The 25,168-nt window shown below is 70.8% G+C and carries 13 protein-coding genes; 2 read left to right on the top strand and 11 right to left on the bottom strand.

The features are described 5' to 3' along the window. Nucleotides 1-120: 120 nt before the first annotated feature. Nucleotides 121-4,701, bottom strand: coding sequence for an FtsK/SpoIIIE domain-containing protein (locus DN771_RS21880; RefSeq protein WP_162942260.1), 4,581 nt, complete (start codon nucleotides 4,699-4,701; stop codon nucleotides 121-123). 258 nt (nucleotides 4,702-4,959) lie between these two features. Between DN771_RS21880 and DN771_RS21885 the strand changes: the two genes are divergently transcribed. Next, nucleotides 4,960-5,466 carry a WXG100 family type VII secretion target gene (locus DN771_RS21885; RefSeq protein WP_116999698.1) on the top strand — a complete coding sequence of 169 codons (507 nt, stop codon included), beginning with the start codon at nucleotides 4,960-4,962 and terminating at the stop codon, nucleotides 5,464-5,466. Between the two features lie 205 nt (nucleotides 5,467-5,671). Here DN771_RS21885 and DN771_RS21890 read toward each other — a convergent pair whose 3' ends face one another. The 6 genes from DN771_RS21890 to DN771_RS21915 form a co-directional block, all read right to left on the bottom strand. Continuing rightward, nucleotides 5,672-6,262: a hypothetical protein gene (locus tag DN771_RS21890; RefSeq protein WP_162942261.1), complete on the bottom strand. Its 591-nt coding sequence runs from the start codon at nucleotides 6,260-6,262 to the stop codon at nucleotides 5,672-5,674. 249 nt (nucleotides 6,263-6,511) lie between these two features. Next, nucleotides 6,512-7,552 carry an ankyrin repeat domain-containing protein gene (locus DN771_RS21895; protein ID WP_116999700.1) on the bottom strand — a complete coding sequence of 347 codons (1,041 nt, stop codon included), beginning with the start codon at nucleotides 7,550-7,552 and terminating at the stop codon, nucleotides 6,512-6,514. After that, entirely contained in the window at nucleotides 7,552-7,965 is a 414-nt protein-coding gene (locus DN771_RS21900; protein WP_116999701.1) for a hypothetical protein, read from the bottom strand. The genes DN771_RS21895 and DN771_RS21900 overlap by 1 nt, the downstream gene beginning before the upstream one ends. A 33-nt stretch (nucleotides 7,966-7,998) precedes the next feature. Further along, a complete protein-coding gene (locus tag DN771_RS21905; protein ID WP_116999702.1) occupies nucleotides 7,999-14,337 on the bottom strand; it encodes a DUF6531 domain-containing protein in 6,339 nt (2,112 codons plus the stop codon). Between the two features lie 153 nt (nucleotides 14,338-14,490). Then, nucleotides 14,491-16,335: a serine/threonine-protein kinase gene (locus tag DN771_RS21910; protein ID WP_116999703.1), complete on the bottom strand. Its 1,845-nt coding sequence runs from the start codon at nucleotides 16,333-16,335 to the stop codon at nucleotides 14,491-14,493. 192 nt (nucleotides 16,336-16,527) lie between these two features. Continuing rightward, entirely contained in the window at nucleotides 16,528-18,087 is a 1,560-nt protein-coding gene (locus DN771_RS21915; protein WP_162942262.1) for a peptidoglycan-binding domain-containing protein, read from the bottom strand. A gap of 73 nt (nucleotides 18,088-18,160) precedes the next feature. Between DN771_RS21915 and DN771_RS29735 the strand changes: the two genes are divergently transcribed. After that, nucleotides 18,161-19,009, top strand: coding sequence for a M23 family metallopeptidase (locus DN771_RS29735; RefSeq protein WP_162942263.1), 849 nt, complete (start codon nucleotides 18,161-18,163; stop codon nucleotides 19,007-19,009). 90 nt (nucleotides 19,010-19,099) lie between these two features. Here DN771_RS29735 and DN771_RS21925 read toward each other — a convergent pair whose 3' ends face one another. Genes DN771_RS21925 through kdpB form a run of 4 tightly spaced genes read right to left on the bottom strand, consistent with a single transcriptional unit; the run spans nucleotide 19,100 to nucleotide 25,158 of the window. Continuing rightward, entirely contained in the window at nucleotides 19,100-19,861 is a 762-nt protein-coding gene (locus DN771_RS21925; RefSeq protein WP_116999706.1) for a response regulator, read from the bottom strand. A 1-nt stretch (nucleotide 19,862) separates the two neighbouring features. Beyond that, complete coding sequence (locus DN771_RS21930; protein ID WP_116999707.1) at nucleotides 19,863-22,412, bottom strand: DUF4118 domain-containing protein; 2,550 nt, start codon at nucleotides 22,410-22,412, stop codon at nucleotides 19,863-19,865. Between the two features lie 17 nt (nucleotides 22,413-22,429). Then, complete coding sequence (gene kdpC / locus DN771_RS21935) at nucleotides 22,430-23,014, bottom strand: K(+)-transporting ATPase subunit C (RefSeq protein ID WP_227462440.1); 585 nt, start codon at nucleotides 23,012-23,014, stop codon at nucleotides 22,430-22,432. Between the two features lie 11 nt (nucleotides 23,015-23,025). After that, on the bottom strand, nucleotides 23,026-25,158 hold the full coding sequence (gene kdpB / locus DN771_RS21940; RefSeq protein ID WP_116999754.1) for a potassium-transporting ATPase subunit KdpB: 2,133 nt from the start codon (nucleotides 25,156-25,158) through the stop codon (nucleotides 23,026-23,028). Between the last annotated feature and the right edge of the window lie 10 nt (nucleotides 25,159-25,168).

The following is a 25,168-nucleotide window of genomic DNA, read 5'->3' on the forward strand; positions in this document are numbered from 1 at the left end:
CGCCGACCACCGCCGCACCGACCACTGCGGCGCCGCCGGCCACGACCGCGGCGCCGACCACCGCGGCGCCGGCACCGACGACGGCGGCGCCCACGACGGCCGCCCCGGCCGGCTGAACCGTCAGTCGGGCAGCGCCACCTGGACCAGGAGCGGCTGGCGATGCTGGATCAGCACACCGCGCCCCGCCGTGAGCTTGAGGCCGGGGCGAAGCTGGGCACGCACACCGCTGTACTGCAGGACCTCGGTCACCGTGTCGGGTTGAAGCAGGAGCATGTTCGGCTCGCGTCGGAGCTCGAGCAGCAGGGTGTTCTGCGTGTACCCCGACAGGTTCCTCGCCTCGAGCGACGCCAGCAGCCGGCTGCATTCGGACTTCAGCACGCGCTCGTAGGCGGACGACACCGAGTCGTCGAGCCGATCGACGTTGTCGACCACCAGCACGTACGGCTGCGGCTTCGGGAACGACTCGCACAGCGCGGCGAAGTCCTCCATCAGCTCGCGCGCCGGATCGGCCTTGGCCGCGGCGTGGCGGCCCGGCCCACCCAGGTCGTCGCCGACGCCGATCGACCACACCTCGTAGCCGGCGGCGATCAACGAGCGAGCCGCCTGGCGCAACGCGGTCGTGCGGCCGGACCGCGGCGGACCGGCCACGCACAGACCGTTGTGCTGCACGCTCACCTCGACCACGTCGCCGAACACGTCGGTGCGGCCGAGCGTGAAGCGGTCGGGGCGCGACGCCACCAGGGGCACGGCGACCTCGTCGGGTGGCGCCGTGGTGACCAACCGCTCGGGCGGGGCGCCGGTCTGCGACTCGGCGAACGCGGCGAGTGCCGCGCCCTGCGCCGCTGCGGACGGGTCGTCGCTGATGAGCCCGACCTGCACGAGTTGGTCGCCGAGCAGGCCGCGGCCGCTCGGCAGCTCGAGTCCGCGGCTGACGGAGCTGCGGATGCCGTAGTCCATGTAACCGTTCTCGTCCGTCTGGCGAAGCACCAGGCGGTTGCCCATCGCCGACATGAGCAACGCCGGAACCGCCTGCCGACGATCGGCGGCCAGGATCGCATGGACGCCGAGCTGGCGGCCGTCGGTGACGACGCGCTGGAACTCGGCGAACCAGTCGAGCGGGCCGACCTCGGCCGACTTCACCGTGCCGAGGATGGCCGACATGTTCTGGAAGCCGTCGACGATCACGACGATGCGGGGCATCTGGTGACCCTTGTCGAGGTACGCCGAGAGGTTCTCGGCCTGCACAGAGAGGTCGGAGAGGATCGGGCGCCGGCGATCGATCTCGGCGGAGAGGAGGGCGATCACCCGCGTGAGTGACTCGAGGTCGTCGCCGGTGGCGAGGGCGGCGACGTGGGGCAGGCCGTGGAGCGCGGCGAGCGATCGCGAGGCGCAGTCGATGACGAAGAGCGTCACCTCTTCCGGGGTCGCTCCCGACACCGCCGACATCGCCGCCGTGCGCAAGGCGGTGGTCTTGCCCGAGCCCCCGCTTCCGCCGATCAGCAGGCCGCCGTTCTCCTCGAGATCGAACACGGCCGGATGTTGAGCCTGAGCCGCCGGATCGTCGAGCAGTCCGAGCGTGACGTAGCGCCCGCGGCGGCCGGGCGCGGTGGTGTACGCCGGTGGCTCGACGGCGTGCCAGTCGAGCTCCTCGGGCAGCATCTCGCGCCACGGCTTGCGGGGCGGCGGCAGGTGCGGCGCCGCGTCGCGGACCGCCTCGAGCAGGACGTCGAGATGGGTCACCGTGTCACCCGTGTCGGGCTTTGGTGCCGGGCGCGACGGTTCGGCCACGACCACGTCGTCGGCCGGTTGCGTGGTGACGCTCGGCTGATAGGTGATGACGAGCTGCGACGGTCGGGGCGGGGCGAAGTGCAACGGCGTACCGGGCGGAGGCGGCCCCGCCGGGGCCGGCGGAGGCGGAACGGCGGCCGCCGGTGTGGCGTGATCGTCCACGCGCCACAGCTGGCCGACGTCGTAGGTGCGCGTCTCGGGCCGGGGCGAGTTGGTCTGTTGTGCCGTCGTTCGCGTAAGACCGCCCGACCGGGGCACCTTGCCGAAGCGCTCCACGGTCACCGGGCTCACTTCGGCGTCCTGGGTGAGCGGCGCGCCGGTGAACGCCGACTGGAACTCGACGAGGTCGCGGGGCCCGAGCTTGGCGAAGCCGCGACCCTTCAGCGGCAACGGGATGTCGGCGGCGGCGCCGACGCCGATGACGGTCTTGGACTCCGCGGCGTCGAGCATGCGCAACGAGATCCGCAGGTTGGTGTTGGCGAGGATGTTGTCGTTCACCGAGCCCGACGGGCGTTGGGTGGCGAGGATCAGGTGCACACCGAGGCTGCGGCCGCGCTGGGCGATGTCGACGATGCCGGCGACGAAGTCCGGCACCTCCTTGACGAGCGTGGCGAACTCGTCGACGACGATGACGAGGGACGGCGGGGCCTCGTCGGGGAACCGCTCGAGCATCTCGGCGAGGTCCTTGGCCTTGCCCTCCATCAGGCGCATGCGATGGTTGAGCTCGGCCCGCAGCGAGGTCAGGGCCCGCAGCGAGAGGCTGGCGTCGAGGTTGGTCACGTAGCCGACGGTGTGCGGCACGCGGTTGAACACCACGCTCGAGGCGCCGCCCTTGTAGTCGACGAACAGGAACGTGAGGCGCGTCGGCGGGTACTCGTGGATCAGCGACGCCACGATCGACTGCAGCAACTCGCTCTTGCCGGCGCCGCTGGTGCCGCCGATCAGCGCGTGCGGTCCGTGCTCGACGAGGTCGAGCTCCAACGGGCCGGAGGGACCGACGCCGATCGGCGCCCGCAGTCCGTACGGCTTCGGCGTCGCCCATCCGGCCGCCACCGACATGGCGGTCGGCGGCTCGGGTCCGAACAGCGAGAGCAGCGGTACGACGCGCGGGATCGCGGCGGTGGCACTCGCCGACGTGGCGTCGCGCAGCGGAGCCAGCGACATCGCCACCTCGTCGACGAGGCGGGCGTTCGCCGGCTCCGGCTCGAACTCCTCGCTCGGCGCCTGTGGCTCGGTGAACCACACGGTGGACAGCATCCCGCCCGTGGGAGGCACACAGCGGAACGTCGCCTTCGACTGGCGCGGCACGCGGGCGTCGGACGCCACGGCGGCGACCACCGAGATCCCGGCGTGGGGGCACAGTTCGAGGAGCTGAGACGCCAGCGCCGGGTCGACGTCGGCGGACTCGTCGAGCACCACCAGCACCCATGGCCACCGGTGATCGCCGCGGTCGTCGGCGGTTCGCATGCGAGCCACCGACACCAGCTCGCGCACCATCTCGGCGGCCTGGCCCGGGTCGCCGATGACGTGGCGGCCCGAGAGCGGCGACGTGGCCGAACGGGTGTGGGGCAACCACTTCACCCACGTCCCGAGGCCTTCGTCGTGACCCTCGAGCATGACGATGACGAGATCTTCGGGACTGTGCAACGTGGCCGCCTGCAGCAGCACGGACGCGCACATCGCCTGCACCTCGAGCGGCGAGCCGTGGAGGGCGAAGACGCCGAGCTCGGCCAGGTTGACGCAGATCGGCGACGCCGGCAGTCGGTCGAAGCCCACGAGTGTGGTCGCGATGGCGTCGCGCAGGTACTCCTCGCCCGTCGTCTCCGGATCGACCGTGACTCGTGACTGGACCGTGCCGATGCCGAGACGCGTGCGGAGGAACTCGGCGTCGCCGCGTTGACGGGCCCACAGGTCGAGCGTGCGGAGCGTCGCCCGTCGGGCGAGGTCGGCGAGGTCGGGCGACTGGTTGATGCGCTCGGCGCGCTCCTCGAGGAGCGCCCGATCGACGTCGGCCTTACGGCGTTCGAGGCGCTTGCGCAGATCGGCGACCTGATCGTCGAACTTCACCCTCGCCGACTTCCGGCCCTCGACGAGGTTGGCCACCAGCATCACCGGCGACATGAACATCATCATCAACATGTAGGGCTGGCGGGTCATGGCGAACATGCCGAGACCCATCAGCATCGGGAGGAACGCCGGGACCGGGTTGAAGCGGCGCGCCTCAGGCCGCTTGGGCACCTGCCCGAGCGGCTTGAACGGCCGGTCGGTCACCACCACCGGCTTGTAGGGAGTGCGGCGGAACGGCACCTGGCCGAGCTGGTCGCGCTCGGCATCGGACGACCGGCTGAAGACGCGCAGGGCGACCGCCGTGGCGCCGAACTGCACCACGTCGTTGGCCCCGACCCCCGTGGCGTCGCTGATGGCCCGGCCGTTGACGGCGACCGGGTTCGTCGCCGTCGTGTCGGGAAGGATCGTCGTCTGGAGGTCGTCGTACACGACGATCGACAGGTGGTGGTCCGACACGGTCGGGTCGTGGAGGACGATCTGGTTGCCGGAGCCGCGCCCCACCTCGTGCCGGCCGGGCATCAGCACGAAGGACCGGCCGGCTTCGGGACCGGCGGTCACGTCGCAGCTGAGTGCCTCCGACAGCGCCTCGCGGCGGCTCGGCTCGATGCCGTAGAGCTCGAAGCGCAGCGTGTCGCCCGACATCACGCCGCTGGCGAGCAGCGGCGCGTCGAGTGGCAGCTGCGCCGCCGTGCGCTCCAGATACACGGGTTGACTGGCGTCCCACTGCGCGTCACAGAACTCGCTGGCGACCGAGACGAGGTCGCTCACCGAGTGGTACGGCTCGACGTCGAAGCGCAGATCGGCGGCCGGGGCGTGGCGCCATCGGATGCGCACCAGCAACTCCATCCCCATATTCCTAGCCGCGTTCCGGGGCCGGTCGGTCTCGGTCGGACCCGTTGTCGCCCGTCATCGCGGTGGTCATGAGACCGCGAACCTCTTCGTCGCGGACGCCGTCTCACCCACTGTCAGTCGCGTCGCGACCCCGCCGGTGATGGGCTACGGTCGATGACGTCGAGAACATGCTCACGACCCAAAGGAGCAACGTTGCAACTGCTCGCCGACAGTGGCGGCGGTGGAGGATCGACTTCAGCGCCCCCTCCCTCGGTGACGACGCCCGTCTACGACGGGGCGTTCGCCGATTCCAATGACATCCCGTTCGCGTGGCAGGAGTTCGAGCCCGCGGCCGCCGGTCTCTACCAGCTCGCCCAGGACGTGTCCGCGGCGCGCAGCGCCCTGACGACCGCTCAGGAGACGGCCGCGCGCGACTGGACCGGGCCCTACAAGGATCAGTTCGACGCCAAGTGCGAGACGTTCCGCGCCTCGTGCGACAACATCAAGTCCGCCCTCGAAGGGCTCGCCGACGGCCTCGCCGGGGCGTGGGTCGCCGCCCGCGGGCAGCAGGGTCGTATCTGCGCCGCCCGCGGCTTCGCCAAGCGGGAGTCGGAGGAGAACGGCCTGAACAAGTTCGGCGACAGCCTCTTCGGTGACGAGGAACCCAACAAGCCGGACAACCCACCCAAGCCCGGCCCCGACGGCTTCAAGCGATCGGGAGCGCCGCCCCACGAGGACGGCTGCGACGTCGGCGGAGGCCACGACCAGATCGACGCCTGACGGCGCCCTCGACGACCACGAATCGAATCCGGGGCTCGATCGTGCCATTCGGTGATCTGGGGATGGATCGTGACGGAAACCGTCACGATCCATCCCCAGAGACGTCAGGTCGGACAGGAGCGCCTGTTTCGTACCGGGACGCGACGAGAGGGGATGCCGAGGCATCCCCTCTCGTCGCGTGTCGGTGTGCCTGTCGTCGCGTCGGCTACTGACCCTCGAGGGAGTTCATCTGCGACGTGATGTACTCCGTGAGGCTCTGCTGCGTCGACTTGCACTGCGACTTGGCGAGGCCGACGAACTCGTTGACGTGTCCTTCGGTCTGGTTGCGGCGATCGCCCATCCAGCCGGCGGGCGAGTTCGGCGGCATGTCGAGCACGAGGCTGACTCCGCCGGCGATCGTGTTGAACGCCGCCTCGACCTGCGACGCCAGCGCCGTCAGCCCGGACATCGACGCCACGCCGTCCTCGGTGTCGGCACCGGGGTCGGCCGGAGTGATCGTGTTGTTGGCCAGGCTGATCGTGATCGTCGAGCCACCGAGCGATCCGGAGAGCTCGGACGTCGCCTGCGACACCTGCTTGCCCAACTCGTTGAGCGCATCGAACAGCGTGGTCGACAGCTTGTTGGCGAGCTGGCTCGACTCGGTCTTGAACTTGAACGCGTTACGGCCGCCGTACTCGACGTTGGTGATCGCGCTGCACAAGTCATTGAGACCGTTGGTGATCTGGTCGACTCCGGAGTTGAGCTGGCCGCTGTAGGTCTCGATCGCTCCGGGTGCGATCGCTTTCATATCCGTCATCTCGGTACCTTCCAATCAGGGATCCTGTCTGGTGGTCCACCCCCTCCCGTGACCGCGATGAGCGACCGGAAGCACTTTCGACCGTAACACGGCTGGCGGAGGCGCCGTTCGCGATGGGGCCGAACTCGGGATGAACTCTGCCGGGCGACGCCACTGTGCGGAACGAACAGCGAGGCCCGTTGAATGCGACGTGACCGACGTCGTCCAGGTTCAGGACATCGGCGTTCCAGGACAAAATTCGGCGGTGGTTCACGTCGGCGGGGTGATGGCGACGAAGCGCGCCTCGGCCGAGCTGCTCACCACGGTTCGGGTCCGGTCGAGATGGGCGAGCACGTGCCGTTCGAGGCCAGGACGCAGGTACGTCGCCGACATGTAGATCGTGAGTACCCGGACGCCGGGGCGTTCCCGCAACATGGTGACGATCTCGTCGTCGAACCCGGCCGCGACGGTGGGACGGGCCGGCGGCTCACCCTCGCCGGTCTCCGCCGCGGTCCCGTTGGCGAGACGGAGGAGCGTGGGGCTGCGCTGATGCAGCGTCTCGCGCAAGCCGACGGCGACCAGGTGGCGAAGGTCGACGGGTCCACGCCATCGCGTGAGGCGCCGCGAGTACAGCAGCGGGCCGTCGACGGCGACCACGGTCCGGCCGGCCATGCTGTCGATGAACCGCCCGAGGACGACGAGCAGGACGCCGAGTGCGAGGCCGACGATCGCGGCCATCGGGCTGCCCGTGGCGACCGCCGCGACGATGCCGATGATGACGGGCACGGCGGCCATCGGCCAGAGGAAGAACCCGATGTAGGGCCGCATCACCACGGCGTCCGGCGCGCCGGGCGGTCGCACGCGCGCCGGGTCGCGTACGCCCGCCGCGCGCAGGGCGAGCATCACGGGCACGTGGCCGCGGCGCATCGCCAGGCGATACGGCGACAGCCGCCACGGTCGGGACGCGCCGGTCGGAGCGCCGCGGGCCACCAGGTCGGTGACCACGCGCTCCAGGCCATGGTCGGCGGCCCACATCAGCGACGTCCACCCTCGGCGCCACGGCTGCGGGCTACCCGCCTCGATCGTCGCCGGACGAGGCTCGAGCGCGTCGAGCACGGCAGCCACACGTGACGACTCGATCGCTCCCGTGACACGGACGCGACCGCCGGCGGCGCCCACCGCCTCGGCCCACTTCACGGTCTCGGCGAGCGTGGCGATCCCCGCCCGCCCCGCCGGGGGCGACACCCGGATCCCCCCGTCGTCGAACACCTCGATGAGCAGATCACCGGCGGCGGCCGGCGTGTCGACCATCAGGTGATCGGCTTGTCGAAGTCTTCCTGGCGTGCCCGCAGCGATTCGGCGAGCCGAGCATCGTTGTCGGGTAGCAGGGACCACTCCGCCGTTTCCGCACCCGACACGAACTTCGTCGCCGCCTGACCGCTCGGTCGGTGGATCTTCATCACGAACACGTCCCACGTCTCCCCGTCGTCACCGCGGGACGCCTCGCGCAGCTCGACGAGCGAGAACGACTGCCTCACGCCCGACGCCGACCGGGGCGGATCGTCACCGGAGTACAGGTACGCCGCCTGGATGGTGGAGCCGTCGTCCATCACCTCGGCGGCGAGGCCGTACGACTCCCATGACGGATCGGCGACCAACCCGTTCTGGAGGACGTCGTCGACGACCTCGTTGAGGATTTCAGCGACAAGTGCTTGATCGGCCACTGGACCGTTCCTTCCTGGTGAAGCGGGCGCTGCTCATCGGATCTGAGCCAGGATCCTCTGGGCGTCCGGCCGGCCACGGTACGCCTGGACGCTTGCGGACTGCTGGTTGGCGGGCGCGTTGTTGAAGTCGTACTGCCGGGTCACCGTACCCCTGGGACCGGTGAAGGTGACCTCGACCTGGATCCGCGGTGGAACCGCCTGCCGCCCGGGTGTGGCCGGCGGACGTCCAGGGGTCAGCGTGACCGAGGCCGACACCGTGACGTCGTCGTGGCGGACGGCATAGGCGATCGCCTTCTCCATCTGCCGGTAGCCACCGTTCGTGTTGAGATGCAACTCCTGAGGGAACATGTTGAGGCGGCCGATGTCCGGGAAGAACTGATGCCCGCCGACGTGTCCACCCGACCAGGGGTAGTTCGGGGCCTCACCCGCGGCCGTCGCCGCGTCGCCGTCGGCCTTCGTCGCACTCTGTGCCGTCCTCTCTGGACTGAGGCGACCGTCCCGATCCGGCTTCCCCTGGTGGTTGAGGGTGTTCGCGTCCCTGAGCTCGGCGGCTGTGAAGCGCTCCGAGATGTCCATCTGGGCGGACAGCGGCCGGTTGTTGGCGTCGGCGGTGATCCGGATGTTGTTGCCGCCGACCTGGACCTGCTGGCCGTCGAACGTCGCCGGGTCCCCCGCATCGAGCTCGTGGGTCGGGCGCGTGGACTGGAGGTCGGCTCGCGGCACGCTCGTCGGCCGGCCGAGCGAGCCGTCGGAGAGGACCGGCCGTACGGTGACGAAGTCGGTCTCGTTCGGCCCGGGAGGGGTGCGATGCAGGGGTGTGCGCGGCGGCACGGTCGCGTCCCCTGGACTCGTGTTCCCTGGCGTCGCATCGCCCGGCGTCGAGCCGGGCACCCGAGGCGAGACGCCGTCGCCGGCCCCCGGTCGGGCGCCGCCCGGCGTGACGTCGGAGCGAAGCTGGGTCGAGACGTCGATGCTCCCCGTGGCAGCAGCAGCGCCGGCCGCCGCAGCGACCTCGGCCGGCGGCGTCGGGTCGGCCGCAGCCGTCGCCGGCGTGGGGTCGGCACCACTCGCCGGTGTGGGATCGGCAGCGGCCGTGGCCGGCGTGGGATCGGCAGCACCCGCCGGTGTGGGATCAGCAGGCGCCGTGGACGGCGTCGGATCGGCAGCCGTCGACCCGGGCGTCGGATCAGCAGCACCAGCAGGTGTGGGATCAGCAGCCGCGGTCGCAGGCGTCGGATCAGCACCAGCAGGGGTGGGATCGGCCGCGCTCGACGGCGTCGGATCAGCACCAGCAGGGGTGGGATCGGCCGCGCTCGACGGCGTCGGATCAGCAGCACTCGACGGTGCGGGATCAGCAGCCGTCGACCCGGGCGTCGGATCAGCAGCACCCGCCGGTGCGGGATCAGCAGCCGTCGACCCGGGCGTCGGATCAGCAGCACCCGCCGGTGCGGGATCAGCAGCCGTCGACCCGGGCGTCGGATCAGCAGCACTCGACGGTGCGGGATCAGCAGCCGTCGACCCGGGCGTCGGATCAGCAGCACCCGCCGGTGCGGGATCAGCAGACGCGGTCGCAGGCGTCGGATCAGCACCAGCAGGCGTCGGATCAGCAGCCGTCGACCCGGGCGTCGGATCAGCAGCACCCGCCGGTGCGGGATCAGCAGCCGCGGTCGCAGGCGTCGGATCGGCAGCCGTCGTGGTCGTCGCCGGCGCCGGGTCGGCAGTCGTCGGCGTCGGCGTCGGATCGACGACGGTCGTGGACGGCGTGGAATCGGCACCAGCCGTGACGGACGACGCCGGGCTGACCTCGGGGCCGACGTCGCCGGGTGTCACGTCGGGAACGGTGTCGGGCAGGTCGGGAGCCGGCGAGGCTTCGCCGACGGAGACGGTCGGGTCGACGCCTCCGGTGGGCCCCTGGAGACCGGCGGGCAGGACTCGCGGCAACACGGCGTCGGCGGCTGGGCCGACCACCGAGTTGATCCCGGCGTTGACGGCGATCTGCGTGCCGTCGAACTGGCCGTCCGAGCCGAGCACACCCTTCGGGATCGTGACGTCGTAGAGCTCGCCGACGGTCGCCTCGGCGGCACCCGACACGGCCTCGGTCGTCGCCGTCACGCCGTACCTCGTCACGGTCGGCAGCACGGTGCCTGCCGTCGGGATCCGGGCCATCAGCGGTGACGCGAGGCGACCACCGATTCCGCCGAGCGCACCGCCGGCGGCGCCGAGGAGGACGTCCTTGACGATCGGGCCGGCATTGAACGAACCGTCGCCGGTGTTGGTGGCCGTCTCGAGACCCTCGCGAGCGAGTCCGGACGCCAGGCCGAGGCCTGCTCCGATAGCGATCATCGGGCCGAGAGCGAGACCGCCGGTGGCCACGGTGACCGCGGCGACGACGACGATCCCGACGACGGCCACACCCAAGGCGGCGACGTTGCCCCACTGGACGCCGGTGCGACGGTCCTTCATCTCGTTGAAGTCGTCGATCGAGATCGGCTCACCCTTGCGGCCCGTGGGATCGAAGAGGTTGATCGGATCGTTCGCCGCGTACGTGTAGGGCGACGCCGAGCCGGCGCCTCCGGGCGTGGGGGCCAGCGGGTCGGGCGACAGGAACTGTCGCGTCGCCACGTCGTAAGGACGAACGCCCAGCCACACGATCCCGTCGGCGGCGACGCCGTAGTAGTCGTGCCAGCCGTCGTCGTCACCGCGGTCGCCCCAGGCATCGGACATCCGGAACGGACGCCACGACACGTCGCCATCGTCGGCCACGGTCCCGAACGTCGACGCGCCGAGGGCGAGGACAGGCCGGTCATCGAGGGACCGTGGCGCCGGGACGTCATCGTCGGTCCACGTGACGGCGGTGTCGCCGAAGCGGGCGAGGCGGCCGGCCTCGTCGAAGTCGAGGAACGTCCACCGGCCGTCGGTGATCACCGCGTCGAGCCGATCCAGGCCCCACACGTACACGACGTCGTGGCGACCGCGGGCTCGGACGCGCCGGCCCCGGCCGTCGTACTCGAACGTGGTGATGCCGTCGGCGTCGGTGACCGACACCAGCCGATGGGCGGCGTCGTACTCGTAGCGGCGCTCCCCGCTGCCGTCGCGTTCTGCGGCAAGGCGGCCGAGGTCGTCGTACTCCCACTCGTGGCGGCCGTCGGGACCGGTCGTGGCGACGAGCTGGCCGGCGTCGTCGTACTCGTACGTCGTGACGACGCCGTCCGCGTCCTGCTCGAGGACGCGCCCGGCGAGGTCGCGACGCAGCGACGTCGTCGACGTCGTCCCGCCGGTCACGTCTCGGACCGAGACGACACGGCCACAGGCGTCCCGCGTGAACGTGCGTTCGAACCCCGGCGACGTGAGGCGCTCCGCCAGACCGTCGGCGTCGCGGCGCAACTCGACGCGAGCGCCGCCGGGGAGCGACCAGGAGGTGGTGGCGCCGTCGGCGGACTCGCTGCGAGCGAGCGGTGCCGTCCCGCCGAACTCGCCGGTGGGCGCCGGCCGCGGGCCGGTACCGGCGAGCGGATCGGGAACGACGGGAGTGCCGTCGGCGTCGAGGAACTCGGTGGCGACGTGGTGACCGGCGGCGTCGTACCGCACCACGGTGCGACGTCCGAGCTGATCGACGATGCCCGTGAGGTGGCCCATCGCGTCGTGCTCGTACGAGACGACGCCACCGTGCCGATCGGACATCGACGCGATGCGTCCGCGTGCGTCGTACGCGTAGCGCACGTCCATCGCGGCGCCGTCGCGCGACTCCACCATGCGACCCATCACGTCGTAGGTGAACGACTTGCTCCGTCCCGTCGGGTCGATGGTGCGCGTGACGCGACCTACGGGGTCGTACTCGTAGCGCCACTCCGCACCGTCGACCTCGACCGTACGGACGCGGCCGAGCAAGTCGTAGGAGTAGCGCTGCTCGCGGCCGGCCGGGGAGACGCGGCGTGTGATGCGGCCGTACTGGTCGCGATCGAACGTCCACCAGCCGGCGCCGCTGTTGGTGGCGACGACGAATCCGGCGTTGTCGTAGCGACACTCGGTGACGCCGTCTTCCTCGATCACGCGGGCGACGCGGCCGCCTGGCGTGTACTCGAACTCGGCCGTCCGGCCGCTGGCGTCGGTGCGGCGCGTCACGAAGCCGTTGTCGCTGTACTCCGCGGAGAACTCGCGTGTGCCGTCGCGCAGGAACGTGACGCGCCGGGCGAGGTCCATCTCCACGCGACTCGTCGCTCCGGCGGCGTCGGTGATCTCGGACCACGTGGCGACCTCGCCGTACGTCTGCACCTTGGCCGTGCCGTTCGGGTCGACTTGCTGCTTCACGCGCCCGGACGGCTCGCGCTCGGTGGTCCACGTCGCCCCGTCCACGTCGACCGCGACCTGGCGGCCGAACTCGTCGAGCTCGAGGCCGATCGTGTCGCCGTTGGCGAAGCGCACACCGATCGGGCGCTGCTGGTCGTCGAAGCGGAACTCGGTCGTGACGCCGTCTGCCGAGACGATGTGGTCGAGCGTCCCGTTGTCGTCGTACACGAGGCGGGTGACCGAGCCTGCCGGGTCGGTCACGGACAAGAGGCGCCCCGCCGCCGAGTAGGTGAACTCGGCGCGACCACCGGCCGCGTCGACCGCACTGAGTAGGCGGCCGCCGTCGTCGTGCCGATAGGTCTGCGTGCGACCGTCGGCGTGGCGGATGGCAGAGACCGCGCCGGAGCTGTGGACGTCGAAGTGAGAGACGGTGCCGTAGCCGTTGGCGACACTGGCCACGGTGCCGTCGGGACGGACGTCGAACGTGTTCACGACGCCGTCGGCGTCCTCGATGCGGATCGGCGTTCCGTGCGCCCACTCGAGTTCGACCGAGATGCCGTCGTCGCCGACGAGGTCGACGCGCGTGGGGAACGGCGAGGAGTCGGCGTACGTGAACGCCGTGGAGCGGCCGGGCGAGACCTGGCTGACGAGCCGGTCCAGATGGTCGTACGTGTACGAGTCGACGGCGCCCGTCGTCCACGTGAACGCCTCGGTGCGGTGCGGCCCGTCGTAGGACTCGGTGAGCGTGAAGCTGCGGCCGTCGGGGTCGCTCTGCGACGCCACACGGCCCAACGGATCGAAACGCCGCGAGAAGCGGAAGCCGCCGCCCGTGGCGTACATCTCGACGCGCCCGCGCTCGTCGTGTGTGTACACCGACAGCGGATTGTGGTCGCCGTCGGCCAGCGTGGTGCGCCGATGCTCGACGTCGTAGCCGAACCGCGTCACGAAGCCGGCGGGCAGCGTCTGCTCGACGACCCGGCCCTCGTCGTCGTAGACCATCGAGACGGCGCGTACGCCGTCGGCGTCGATGATCGCGGCGATTCGGCCGGCCACGTCGAGCTCGTAGGTCTCGGGCTGCACGGCGTTGTCGACGGCGACGAGGCGACCGCTGCGGTCGTACCGGAACGACGCCGCGCGCCCGTCCGACGACTCGATGCGGGTCACGCGGCTGCGCGACCAGTGCAGCGTGAGCGCGCGGCCGCTGTCGTGCACGATTCGGCTCAACCCGTGGCGGCCGTGCTCGAACGTCGCCGTGCCCGTGAACGGCCCCGCGACCTCGGCAAGGCGGCCACCGGCGAACGTCCAGCGCTGGTACGGCGTCGCCGACCGACGGCCCCAGTGGAGCACGAAGCGATCCGGCTCGGGCTGCTCGATGCGCACGTCGAGCTCGGGGCGGGTGATGAACCCGCCGTGGCCATCGGGCTCGGCCGCGAAGTGCATCGCGTCGGGCCCGAAGTACAAGAACGCGCCGTCGGCGCGGACGTCGCTGTGGCACTCCGTCCACGTCCACCATCCGGGCCCGAACGCGCCGTCGCTGAGCTCGCGGGACGCGTATGTACGACGGAATGACAGCACGTCGAGCCGCGGCGGCATGGCGAAGTCGCGGGCATCGATGACGAGGTGCCCCGTGGCCGTGCACACCGGATCGTTCACGAACCCCGAGCTCGCCGGCACCGTGCCGACGTCGATCAGGTCGAGGTCGGCCTTCACTTCGCTCGACCCCCACAGGTCGCCCCACTTCAAGCCGTACGCCTCGGCGACGGCCTTGACATAGGGTCCGAGGTCGCCCGTGACCGTGGTGACGCCGTCGTCGGTCTGGCCGTCGGCCAGCTTCACGGCGTCGTGCACGACGAGCACGAACTGGGCGATCTCGGCGTACTCCGAGGCGAGCGCGCCACAGATGCGGTTGACCTCCCTGACGCACGCCTCGTCGACGGATCCGGTGCCATCGGCCTGGGCGAACGCCAGGAACTTGGCGAGCTCCGTCTGGATGGCGCCGCCCTCGCCGCCGAGCTTCTGCACCTCGGCGTTCTGCGTGTCGACGAAGTCCTTCAGCAGGTTCAGGCGTGCAGACGTGTCAGTCATGGGGCGCTTCCTCGATCCGTCTCGTGCCAGTCGGGGCGCTGGCGAACGTAGCAGTGATCCAGAATGGTCTGTCGTTCGCCCCCGGCGATCGGTTCGCCCACTGTCTGATTTCCGCTACTCGGCCCGCAATCCGGCCACGGGCATCGACTCGCATCAGCTGCCATAGAAGATGCCGATCGAGTCCGTCGACCCGTCGTCGAGCGTGATGAGCAGCTCCGTGCGCGTGCCCGGCGTCGGCCGATCGGGGAACGTCGCCGTGAACATCTGGGTCGGCGCGTCGTAGTGGAAGTGCTGCTGCGTCGGCTCCTCTACGGACGCGATCGTCCGGCCGGTTCCGGCGTTCACGACCAGCTCGTACAGAACCACCTGCTCGGGCCAGCGCTGCGTGATCACGGCGCGTTGATACGCCGTGACCACCCCGTCCGCCGACCGGACGTGGGGGCAACCCTCGCCCGGCTCGCAGTCGGGAGGTGCGATGACGTTGGCGTCGAGCGACGTGCACACGCCGGCGACGCACTCGTCGAACGAGCTGACGCGTCCGTCCACGACGACGAACTCCCGCAGCTCGACGACCCGATCGGCGACGACGCGGAAGCCGTCGTCCGTGGCGACCACCGGCTCGGTCGTCGATGGCGTGGCGGCGCGGATCCACGCCGCGTAGTACTCGGCGGGCGAACCCGGCGTCACGACGTCGGCCGGGACGGTGCGACGCTGCACGTGGACGGCGAACATGCTCTCGGCGCCGTCGCCGGCGGTCACCTCGGCACCGACCGGAAACCCGAACGGACCGATGACGACCGGCCGCGTCGTCACCGGTGCCGGTGTGGTGACCGGAACCGGCGCCGTGACGGCCACCGTGGTGCGTGGACTGACGGTCGATGTCGGCCGCGTCGGCGGCGGCGTCGTGACGGCCGACGACGGCGGGGCACCGGTCGCGTCACTCGCGGTCGATCCGTCGCCACCGTCGGTGACGAGCACGGCGGCTCCTGCGACGAGCGCCACGGCGACGAGCGCAGCCGCCGCGACGACCCATCGCCGTCGCGCCCCACCGTCGACGTCGGGCGGCGGCCGCGACGAGAGCACGGGGGCCGCTCCGGCCGGCGTGAGCGCGGGACGCCTCGGGTCGGCGCCGGCGAGCGGGAACACGGCGCGCAGGTCGTGGACGAACTCGCCGGCCGACGCGTAGCGCTCGTCGGGCCGCTTGGCGAGCGCCTTGTCGAACACCGCATCGACGGCGGACGGGAGCTCCGGCCGCATCGACCGGGCGTTCGGGACCGGACCCTGCAGGTGGGCCGCGAGCCGCGCCGCATCGTTCGGCGCACCGGCGTACGGGGGCCGTCCCGTCAGCATCTCGAACGCCATGCACGCCAAGGAGTAGACGTCGGCCCGGCGATCGAGACCGGCGCCGCCGGAGATCTGCTCGGGCGACGAGTAGTCGGGCGAACCGAGGAACACACCCGGCGGCCCGGGCCGCGTCGGGTCGACGTCCTTGATGATGCCGAAGTCCACGAGGTACGCCGAGCGAGCCGTGTCGGACATGCTCACCATCACGTTCGCCGGCCGGATGTCGCGGTGCAGCACACCGCGATCGTGGGCGAAGTCGAGCGCGTCGGCGACGTGACGAAGCAGCGGGAGCGCCTCGGCCGGAGTCATCGGTGAGTCCGGCGTTCGGCGCGACAACACGTCGGCGAGGCTGACGCCCTCGACGAAGTCGGTGACGAAGTACGTCGTGTCGCCGTGCTGCCCCCACCCGTGGACGCGGATGATGTACGGGTGCCCGTCGAGCTGGGCCGCGGTCTGCGCCTCGTCGACGAAGCGTCGCCGCGCCGCCGGGTCGCGGGCGAAGCGCTCGGACAGGGCCTTCAGCGCGACGCGGCGGCCGGTTCGCTGGTCGGTGGCTGCGAACACGGCAGTGTTCTGTCCGCGGTGCACCGTTCGTTCGAGGCGGTAGTGATCGATCGTTCCGCCTGGTTGTAGCTCGTCGGGTTCGAGCGCCATCGGGACCTCTCAGCGGGCGATTCCACGCGCCCCTCGCTGCGTCGTCGGGCGGATGTTAGTCGCGGTCCGAGACGGGCCGATCCCGGTCAGCAGACGTGTCGATGTCGGTCAGAGACGCATCCATGTCGGTCAGAGACGTGTCGATGTCGGTCACAGACGCATCCATGTCGGTCAGAGACCCATCCATGTCGGTCAGAAACCGAGCGACTGCTGGGTCGCCGGACCGGCGATGCCGTCGACCTCGAGGCCGCGGCGCTGCTGCCAGTCGCGCACCGCCGCCTCCGTCCGCGGTCCGTACGTGCCGTCCGTGCCGATGACGTAGCCCTGGGCCACGAGGGCGATCTGCAGGTTGGCGACGGCGGGACCGGACGATCCCGGCGTGATGTTCGTGCGCTCGGGCAACGTCGTCGAGCAGAGGTCGGCGAACGACGCGGCCACCCGCGGGGACATCCCCGACCGCATGAGGCCCTCGGCGCACGTCATCGAGAACTCGCCGATGAGCACCCAGCCGATCGACGCCTGCTGGTACACGTCGACGGTGCTGCATGCGGCCCCGGCGCAACCGGCGCGCACGGCCACGGCCCAGCCGGCGCGGCACGTCACCGACGCCGTGACGACGCGGCCGATGTCCGTGCCGATCGCCTCCGCCGAGCACGCCCGTGGCTCACGCGGACCGACCCCGGCGATGGTGGTCGACGGTGCCGCCGACGTGGAGGGCGCGCTCGTCGTGGCCGCCGTCGTGGCCGCGGTCGTCGGCGCCGCGCCCGCCGGCGGTGGACCGATGCCGAGCGCGTGCTGTGTCGCCGGACCGGAGATGCCGTCGACCTCCAATCCGTTGCGGGCCTGGAAATCGCGGACGGCCGCCTCGGTGCGCGGGCCGTAGGTCCCGTCGGTCGCGATCGGATAGCCCTGGCCGACGAGGGCCACCTGCACGGCGAGGACCGCCGGGCCGGTGGTGCCCGGCCGCACGATCACCGGGTCGACCGGTGTCGCCGTGTCGCACGCCCCGAGCAGGGCCTCGGCTGTCGTGAGCATCATTCCTGCCGCGGCCAGATCGGAGCCGGAGAAGTCACACGGGGCGAGGGCGTCGAAGCGCCCGTCGTGGATCCAACCGCGCCCGGACACACGGAACACGTCGACGGTGTCGCACGCGGCGGCCGGGTCGGAACAACTGGCGCGGTTGGCGACCGCCCAGCCCGCTCGGCAGCGGAGATCACCGCCGACCGCCACCCCCGTCGCCGCGACGATGTCGGCCCCGGCACAGCCGACGGGCTGGCCGGGAGTGACGGCGATCGTCGTCGTGGTGGTCATCGACGTCGGCAGGGGCGTCGTGGGTGGCGGGGTCGGCGGCGGGGTGGGGGGCGAGATCGGCGGCGCCGTGGTCGGCGGGCGAGTCGTCGGAGCCGGGGTCGGCGCGACGGTGGCGTTGGTGACCGGTGCGGCGGTCGTCGGTGCGGGCGTCGGTGGCGGCGTCGTCGTCGTGACGGACGTCGGGAGCGGAATCGTGGCGACCGGTGCCGTCGGTGCGACGGTGGGCGACGTGCGCACCGGAGCAGTTGGTGCCGCGGCCGTGTCGGCGGTGTCGGACGTGTCCTCGACGGTCCCGGGAACCGGACGACCGGTGATGCGGGGGACCTCGGCATCGCGATCGGTGGTCTCCCGGGCGCTGCCGCACGCTGTGAGCACCACGAGCAGCGCGGCCAGCGACGCGGCGAGACCGGCCGGTCGGCGGGGAGCGGTGGACGGTCTCACCGGTCCAGTATCGATCCTCCTCCTGCCTCGATCGCGGCACCCGTCGCCCAGGGGTCGCCCGTACACTGCGCCCGTGCCCCCCTCACGTCGTACGTTGCGCGCCCCGATCGCGGCCACCGCTCTGACGCTCCTGCTGGCGGCCGGCGCCGCCGCCTGCTCGGACGACGACGGCGACGGCGCGGCGGGGTTCCGGGCGGTCGGATCGACGTTCGCGGCGGCCGCGCCGGACTCGGCGTCGGAGTCGAGCACGCCCGAATCCACGGGGCCCGTGTCGTCGCGACCGACCACCACCCGCCCCGCCCGCACCACGACCACGTCGACGACGACCTCCACGTCGACGTCGACCACCACCACCACGATCGACCCGCTGACGGTCGCCCATGCCTTCCCCGTCGATCCCGAGGTCGGATCGTCGTACACACCCGAGGCGCACAGCAACTACCGGGCCACCGACGTCTTCGCGACCGCCGGCTGCGGGACGCGGCTCCTCGCGCCCGTCACCGGGACCGTGGACGAGGTGCTGGAGAACGTGTACGACCGCGCCACCGACAACCCCGCAGATCGCGGCGGCAACGCCGTGTCGATCATCGGCGACGACGGCGTGCGTTACTACATGGCGCATTTCCAGGCGATCGACCCGTCGATCACCCCGGGCGCCCGTGTCACGGCCGGCCAGTTCCTCGGCGAGATGGGCGACACGGGCCGCGCCGGCGCCTGTCACGTGCACTTCGGGCTGTCGCTGCCGTGTCCCGAGGGCTCGGACGACTGGTACATCCGCCGCGGCGTCATCTGGCCCGACGTCTACCTCGATTCGTGGAAGGCCGGTGAGAACCTCTCGCCGCTCACCGAGCTCGAGGAGTGGTTCGCCGAGTACCCCGACGCCTGCCGCTCCCTCGAGGACACGCCCTACCCCCGCGGCTGAGCCGACCGATCGACGTCTCGGCCATGGGCCGACGATGACCCGTCTCACTGGCTGGGCGCGTGTGTTGGTGTCCTCGTCTCTTGCCAGGGTCTATTGGTGTGGCGGAGACGGTGGACCCGTCGATGGCGACGCGCTCGACGGGACGTCCGGTGCGAAGCGGTAGCCCATGCCGACGTCGGTGATGAAGTAGCGGGGGCGGGCCGGATCGGGTTCGAGCTTGCGGCGGATGTGAGCCATGTGCACGCGCAGCAGACTCATGTCGGGCAGGTAGTCCGGACCCCAGACGGCGCCGGTCACCTCTCTGTAGGTGAGGAGACGATTCGGGTGGCGGACGAGATAGGCGACGATGCCCCACTCTGTTCGGGTGAGCCGGACCTCTTCCGAGGCTTGCCCCACGAATGCCCGGCGGCCGGTCAGATCCAGGCGGAAATGGGCGGTCACGACGTCGGGTGAATCGGCCGCTGCATCCCCAGAACGGCGTAGTGCCGCCCGGATGCGGGCCAGGAGCTCGGCGATACCGAATGGCTTCGTGACATAGTCATCAGCGCCCGCGTCCAAGGCGAGCACCTTCGCGTGTTCGTCGCCGCGCGCTGTCAGCACGATGACCGGCACGCTCGTCCAGTTGCGCAGCGCGCGGATGACTGCGATGCCATCGAGTCCGGGCAGCCCGAGGTCGAGCAGCACCACGTCCGGTCGCTGTAGCGGCACGATCTGCAGCGCCTCCTCACCCGACGCCGATTCGAGCACGCCGTAGCCCCGGGCCTCGAGGTTGAGGCGGACGGCGTGGCGCAGGTGGGGCTCGTCGTCGACGACGAGCACCGTCGCCAGAGGGTGAGCGGGGCTGGAGGTCATCTCAGGGAGATGGGGGTGGGGTGGTCGCGGGTCGAAGGATCGGGGGCTCCGACGGCACCGAGATGGGCAGAGTGAGGACGACGGTGAGCCCGCCGCCGGGAGTGTCGTCGAGGGTCATGCTGGCGCCGGTTGCGTCGATGAAGCCCTGAGCGATCGACAGCCCGAGCCCGGCGCCGTCGTCGCTGCGTTGATCACCGAGGCGATTGAACGGGGCGAGCACGCGGGCGTGTTCGCTCGCCGGAATGCCAGGGCCGCGATCGATGACTCGGAGAAGCACGGAATCACCGACGACCTGTGCGTCGACCCGTACGGTGCCAGGCATCGGGCTGTGCCGCACGGAGTTGCTGATGAGGTTGGCAACCACCCGCTCGAGAAGTGCCGCATCCGTCCGAACGAGCGGCAGGTCGTCGCCGACCTCGATCGCGACGGCGTCGGCGACCGGGCCAACGGTCTCGCACGCGCGTCGCACGGTGTCGGCGAGGTCCGTCGCCTGGAGGTCGACAGCGAGCGCGCCGATCTGCAGCCGGCTGGCATCGAGCAGGTTGCCGACGAGTCGGTTGAGCCGATCGGTCTCCGAATCGATCGTTGCGAGGGCCTCGGCGAGCTGCTCGGGTCCCCACTCGACGTCATCCTCTCGAAGTCCGGACACCATCGCCTTGATCGACGCCAGCGGCGTACGGAGGTCGTGCGAGACGGCGCGAAGGAGCGACGTGCGAGCGGCGTCGATGTCGGCGAGAGCGACAGCCTGGGCTGCATCGCGGGTGAGCAGCTGCGTCTCGAGTGCGACCGCGAGCTGGTCGGCGAGCATGTGCAGGACGCGCTGCTCGTCACTCGTCGGTCGCCTGCCGAACAGCTCGAGCTGAGCGTCCGGTCGCTCTGCATCAGACGATGGTAGGGGCAGGACAACGGCGGGCTGACCCGTCGTCGTGCCCGAACTCGCCAGGGGGATCTCGGCGCTGGCACCGACCTGCCGGATGAGCGCGCCATCCAGGGAGAACGTGTTGCGGAGGTGGTCGAGGAGCCCAGGGAGCGGCTCGGGATCCGCGGCGAGGCTGGCCGCGGATCTCGCCAGGGCCTCGGCTTCCGCCCGCGCCGTTTGCGCCTCACGTCCGCGGCGCGCGACGGCGTGCACCAGCGAGCCAACCGTGACGGCGACGGCGACGAAGACGACGAGGGCGACCGCATTCTCGGTCTCGGCGATCGTGATCCGGTGAAAGGGAGGCACCAGGAACCAGTTGACCGCCATGGACGACGCGACCGCCGAGATCACTGCGGCGAGGCGGCCGCCCAAGGCGCTCACGAGCACCACCAGGGAGAGGAACAGCAGCAGCACGGTCGACAGCTCGAACGCGTCGTCGAGGGCCACCATCAGTGCCGTGAGCGCTGGGACTCCGACTGCGGCGACGATCCACGCGGCGATCGTCCGTCGTGGCTCGAGCGTCGGCCCGTCGGCTCGCACGCGGGGGTCCTGGTCGTCGCCGCCCGGGTCGACGGCGATGACGTGCACATCGATCCCGTCGGCGAGGCGGGAGACGGTGGCGACGAACGAGCCGTGCCACAGCTCGTACCATCGGCTGCGCCGGGACGCTCCGAGGACGAGTTGGGTCGCCTTCTCAGCGGTCGCGAAGTGGACGAGTGCCTCCGGGCGCGAGCGCCCGACGACCTCGTGAACCGTGCCGCCGAGCTCGAGTACGAGGCGCCGTTGTGCGTCGAGTTCCGGGCCGCTGTCGGCTGCGAGTCCGTCGCCCACGGTGACGTGGACGCCGAGGAGGTCTCCCCCGACGCGGCCGGCCATCCGCGCTGCCCGGCGGATCAGCCGGTCGCCGCCAGGTGCCCCGGTGATGCCGACGACGACGCGCTCGCGGGTCTCCCAGGTCTCGGTGATGCCGTGTGACGCCAGGTACTGGCTGAGTGATTCCTCGACCCGCCCGGCGACCCAGAGCAGCGCCAGCTCACGCAGGGCACCGAGATTGCCGGGACGGAAGTAGTTGCCGAGCGCGGCGTCGATTCGCTCTGCCGGGTAGACGTTGCCGTGTGCCATGCGGCGGCGCAGGGCTTCGGGCGACATGTCGACGAGCTCGATCTGGTCGGCGGTCCGCACGATCGCATCCGGGACCGTCTCGCGCTGGGTGACCCCGGTGATGCGGGTGATGACGTCGTTGAGCGACTCGAGATGCTGGATGTTGAGTGTGGCGATGACGTCGATGCCGGCGTCGAGCAGCTCACTGACGTCCTGCCAGCGCTTCTGGTTGCGTGACCCTGGCGCGTTGGTGTGGGCGAACTCGTCGACCAGCACGACGTCGGGCCGCCGGGCGATGATGGCGTCGAGGTCCATCTCGACGAGGACCGTGCCGCGGTACTCCACCGATCGGGGGGGAATCACCGGCAGGCCGTCGATCTGTTCGGCGGTCCGCTCCCTGCCATGCGTTTCGACGATGCCGATCACGACGTCGCCGCCTCGCGACCTCTTCCGGCGGCCTTCGTTGAGCATGGCGTACGTCTTGCCCACGCCCGGCGCCGCTCCGAGATAGATGCGCAGCGAGCCCTTCATCGGACCAATTGTCTCGCTCAGTCCGAGAGATCGTCGAGCGCCAAGTTCGTGACGAGCACGTTGACGCCCGGCTCGCCAAGCAGTCCGAACGCCCGCTGGTCGGTGTGGTCGTCGATCACACCGAGCACGACGTCGACGTCGAGGCCGCGTGCTGCGGCGACCCGAGCCGCCTGCAGTCGGGCGTTGGCGATCGAGATGTGCGGATCGAGCCCCGAGCCGGATGCGGTGACGGCGTCGACCGGGACCTCGGCATCGACCGCCAGACCGTTCTCCCGCCGGTAGGCGACGGCGCGATCGTCGACGGCGGCCAGCAGCTCGGGACTGGTCGGCGCGAGGTTGGAGGCACCCGACGACGATGGGTCGTAGCCGTCGCCGGCAGCCGAGGGTCGCGGGTGGAGATACTCGGGCGAGGTGAAGGGCTGACCGATCAGGCGACTGCCCACCACCTCGCCGCCGCGCTCTATGAGCGAGCCGTTGGCGTGATCGCTGAACGCCAGCTGCGAGACCGCCGTGACGAGGAGCGGGTAGGCCACGCCGGTCATCGCGGTGAACACAGCCACCATCAGCATGGCTGGTCGCAGTTGCCGAAAGAGTGCGTGCACGAGAAGTCCCTTCAGCTGAGCCCGAGGCCGGTGATGATCATGTCGATCAGCTTGATGCCGACGAAGGGGGCGATGACGCCACCGACGCCGTAGATGAGCAGGTTGCGCCGCAGCACCGCCGCAGCCGAGTCGGCGACGAACTTGACGCCCCGCAAGGCGAGCGGGACCAGCCCGACGATGATCAGGGCGTTGAAGATCACGGCCGAGAGGATCGCCGACCGCGGGCTCTGCAGATCCATGACGTTGAGCGAATCGAGCTCGGGGATCGTCCCCGAGAACATCGCCGGGATGATGGCGAAGTACTTGGCGAGGTCGTTGGCGATCGAGAACGTGGTGAGTGAGCCGCGGGTGATCAGCAACTGCTTGCCGACCTCGACGACCTCGATCAGCTTGGTCGGGTTGGAGTCGAGATCGACCATGTTCCCGGCCTCCTTGGCGGCCTGGGTTCCCGTGTTCATCGCCAGGCCGACGTCGGCCTGAGCGAGCGCCGGAGCGTCGTTGGTGCCGTCTCCGGTCATCGCCACGAGGTTGCCGCCGGCCTGCTCGCGCTTGATCAGCGCCATCTTGTCTTCCGGTGTCGCCTCGGCGAGGAAATCGTCGACACCGGCCTCGGCGGCGATCGCCGACGCCGTCAACGGGTTGTCACCGGTGATCATCACGGTGCGGATCCCCATCATGCGGAGGAGGTCGAAGCGCTCGCGCATCCCCGGCTTCACGGTGTCCTTGAGCCGGATCACGCCGAGCACCCGCCACGGCGCACCCTCGCCGCGGCGCTCCGTGACGACGAGCGGGGTGGCGCCCTCTCTGGACACCTGCTCGACGGTCGGGCCCAGTTCGAGCGGTACGGTGCCTCCCGCTTCGCCGACGAAGCGGCGCACGGAGTCTGCCGCGCCCTTACGTACTTGCCGCCCGGACGTGAGGTCGACGCCGGACATGCGGGTCTGCGCAGTGAACGGGACGAGGACCGATCCCGGGTCCTCGACGATCTCGAGACCGAAGTCGCGCACGGCGAGGTCGACGATCGAGCGGCCTTCGGGGGTCTCGTCGGCCAGCGACGAGACGAGCGCACCCTCGGCCAGCTCTCCGACGCCGACGCCCGACACCGGGATGAACTCGGCAGCCTGTCGCGAGCCGTAGGTGATCGTGCCCGTCTTGTCGAGCAGCAGCGTCGTCACGTCGCCTGCCGCCTCGACCGCCCGCCCGGACATGGCGAGCACGTTGCGCTGCACCAGGCGATCCATGCCGGCGATGCCGATGGCGGACAGCAACCCGCCGATGGTGGTGGGGATCAGGCACACGAGCAGGGCGACGAGCACGATGATGTTCTGCTCGGCCCCGGAGTAGATGGCGAAAGGTTGGAGCGTGACGACGGCGAGGAGGAACACGACCGTCAGGCCGGCGAGGAGGATCGACAAGGCGATCTCGTTCGGTGTCTTCTGGCGATCGGCGCCCTCGACGAGAGAGATCATGCGGTCGAGGAACGTCTCGCCCGGCTTCGCCGTGATGCGCACGACGATCTCGTCGCTGAGCACCCGGGTCCCGCCGGTGACGGCCGAACGATCGCCTCCGGATTCGCGAATCACGGGAGCCGATTCGCCGGTGATCGCCGACTCGTCCACGGTGGCGATGCCCTCGACGACGTCGCCGTCACCCGGGATCACCTCGCCGGACGAGACCACACAGAGATCGCCGATCTGCAGGTCCGACGACGACCGCTCCTGGATGCCGCCGTCGGCACGCCGGACACGAGCGGTGGTCTGGGCCCGGGTCCTTCGCAGGGTGTCGGCCTGGGCCTTGCCCCGCCCTTCGGCCATCGCCTCGGCGAAGTTGGCGAACAGCACCGTGAACCACAGCCAGGCGGCGACGAGACCGGCAAAGGCGTTCTGCTGACCGTCGCTGGAGCCGAGATCACGCAGGAAGAGGATCGTCGTGAGCACCGAGCCGATCTCGACGACGAACATCACCGGGTTGCGAGCCATGACACGCGGATCGAGCTTGCGGAACGCGTCGACGACGGCCCGCTTGGCGAGGTTCGGGTCGAAGGCGGAACGGCTGGCTGCGGCGCGCCGGCGGGCCTTTGGGGGCCGCTGGGCAGGAACGGGATCAGGCTGGGGGGCGTCGGGTGCGAATGTGGTCGTCGACATTCCGTTGGTC

Source organism: Desertimonas flava, assembly GCF_003426815.1.
In the GTDB taxonomy this organism is placed as follows: domain Bacteria; phylum Actinomycetota; class Acidimicrobiia; order Acidimicrobiales; family Ilumatobacteraceae; genus Desertimonas; species Desertimonas flava.

What these genes read in the sequence shown, in the direction of transcription:
- DN771_RS21895 (WP_116999700.1), bottom strand. Translation starts at nt 7,552, where the DNA reads ATGGTCGACACGCCGGCCGCCGCCGGTGATCTGCTCATCGAGGTGTTC.
- DN771_RS21930 (WP_116999707.1), bottom strand. Translation starts at nt 22,412, where the DNA reads ATGAAGGGCTCGCTGCGCATCTATCTCGGAGCGGCGCCGGGCGTGGGC.
- DN771_RS21910 (WP_116999703.1), bottom strand. Translation starts at nt 16,335, where the DNA reads ATGGCGCTCGAACCCGACGAGCTACAACCAGGCGGAACGATCGATCAC.
- DN771_RS21925 (WP_116999706.1), bottom strand. Translation starts at nt 19,861, where the DNA reads ATGACCTCCAGCCCCGCTCACCCTCTGGCGACGGTGCTCGTCGTCGAC.
- kdpB (WP_116999754.1), bottom strand. Translation starts at nt 25,158, where the DNA reads ATGTCGACGACCACATTCGCACCCGACGCCCCCCAGCCTGATCCCGTT.
- DN771_RS21880 (WP_162942260.1), bottom strand. Translation starts at nt 4,701, where the DNA reads ATGGAGTTGCTGGTGCGCATCCGATGGCGCCACGCCCCGGCCGCCGAT.
- DN771_RS21890 (WP_162942261.1), bottom strand. Translation starts at nt 6,262, where the DNA reads ATGACGGATATGAAAGCGATCGCACCCGGAGCGATCGAGACCTACAGC.
- DN771_RS21905 (WP_116999702.1), bottom strand. Translation starts at nt 14,337, where the DNA reads ATGACTGACACGTCTGCACGCCTGAACCTGCTGAAGGACTTCGTCGAC.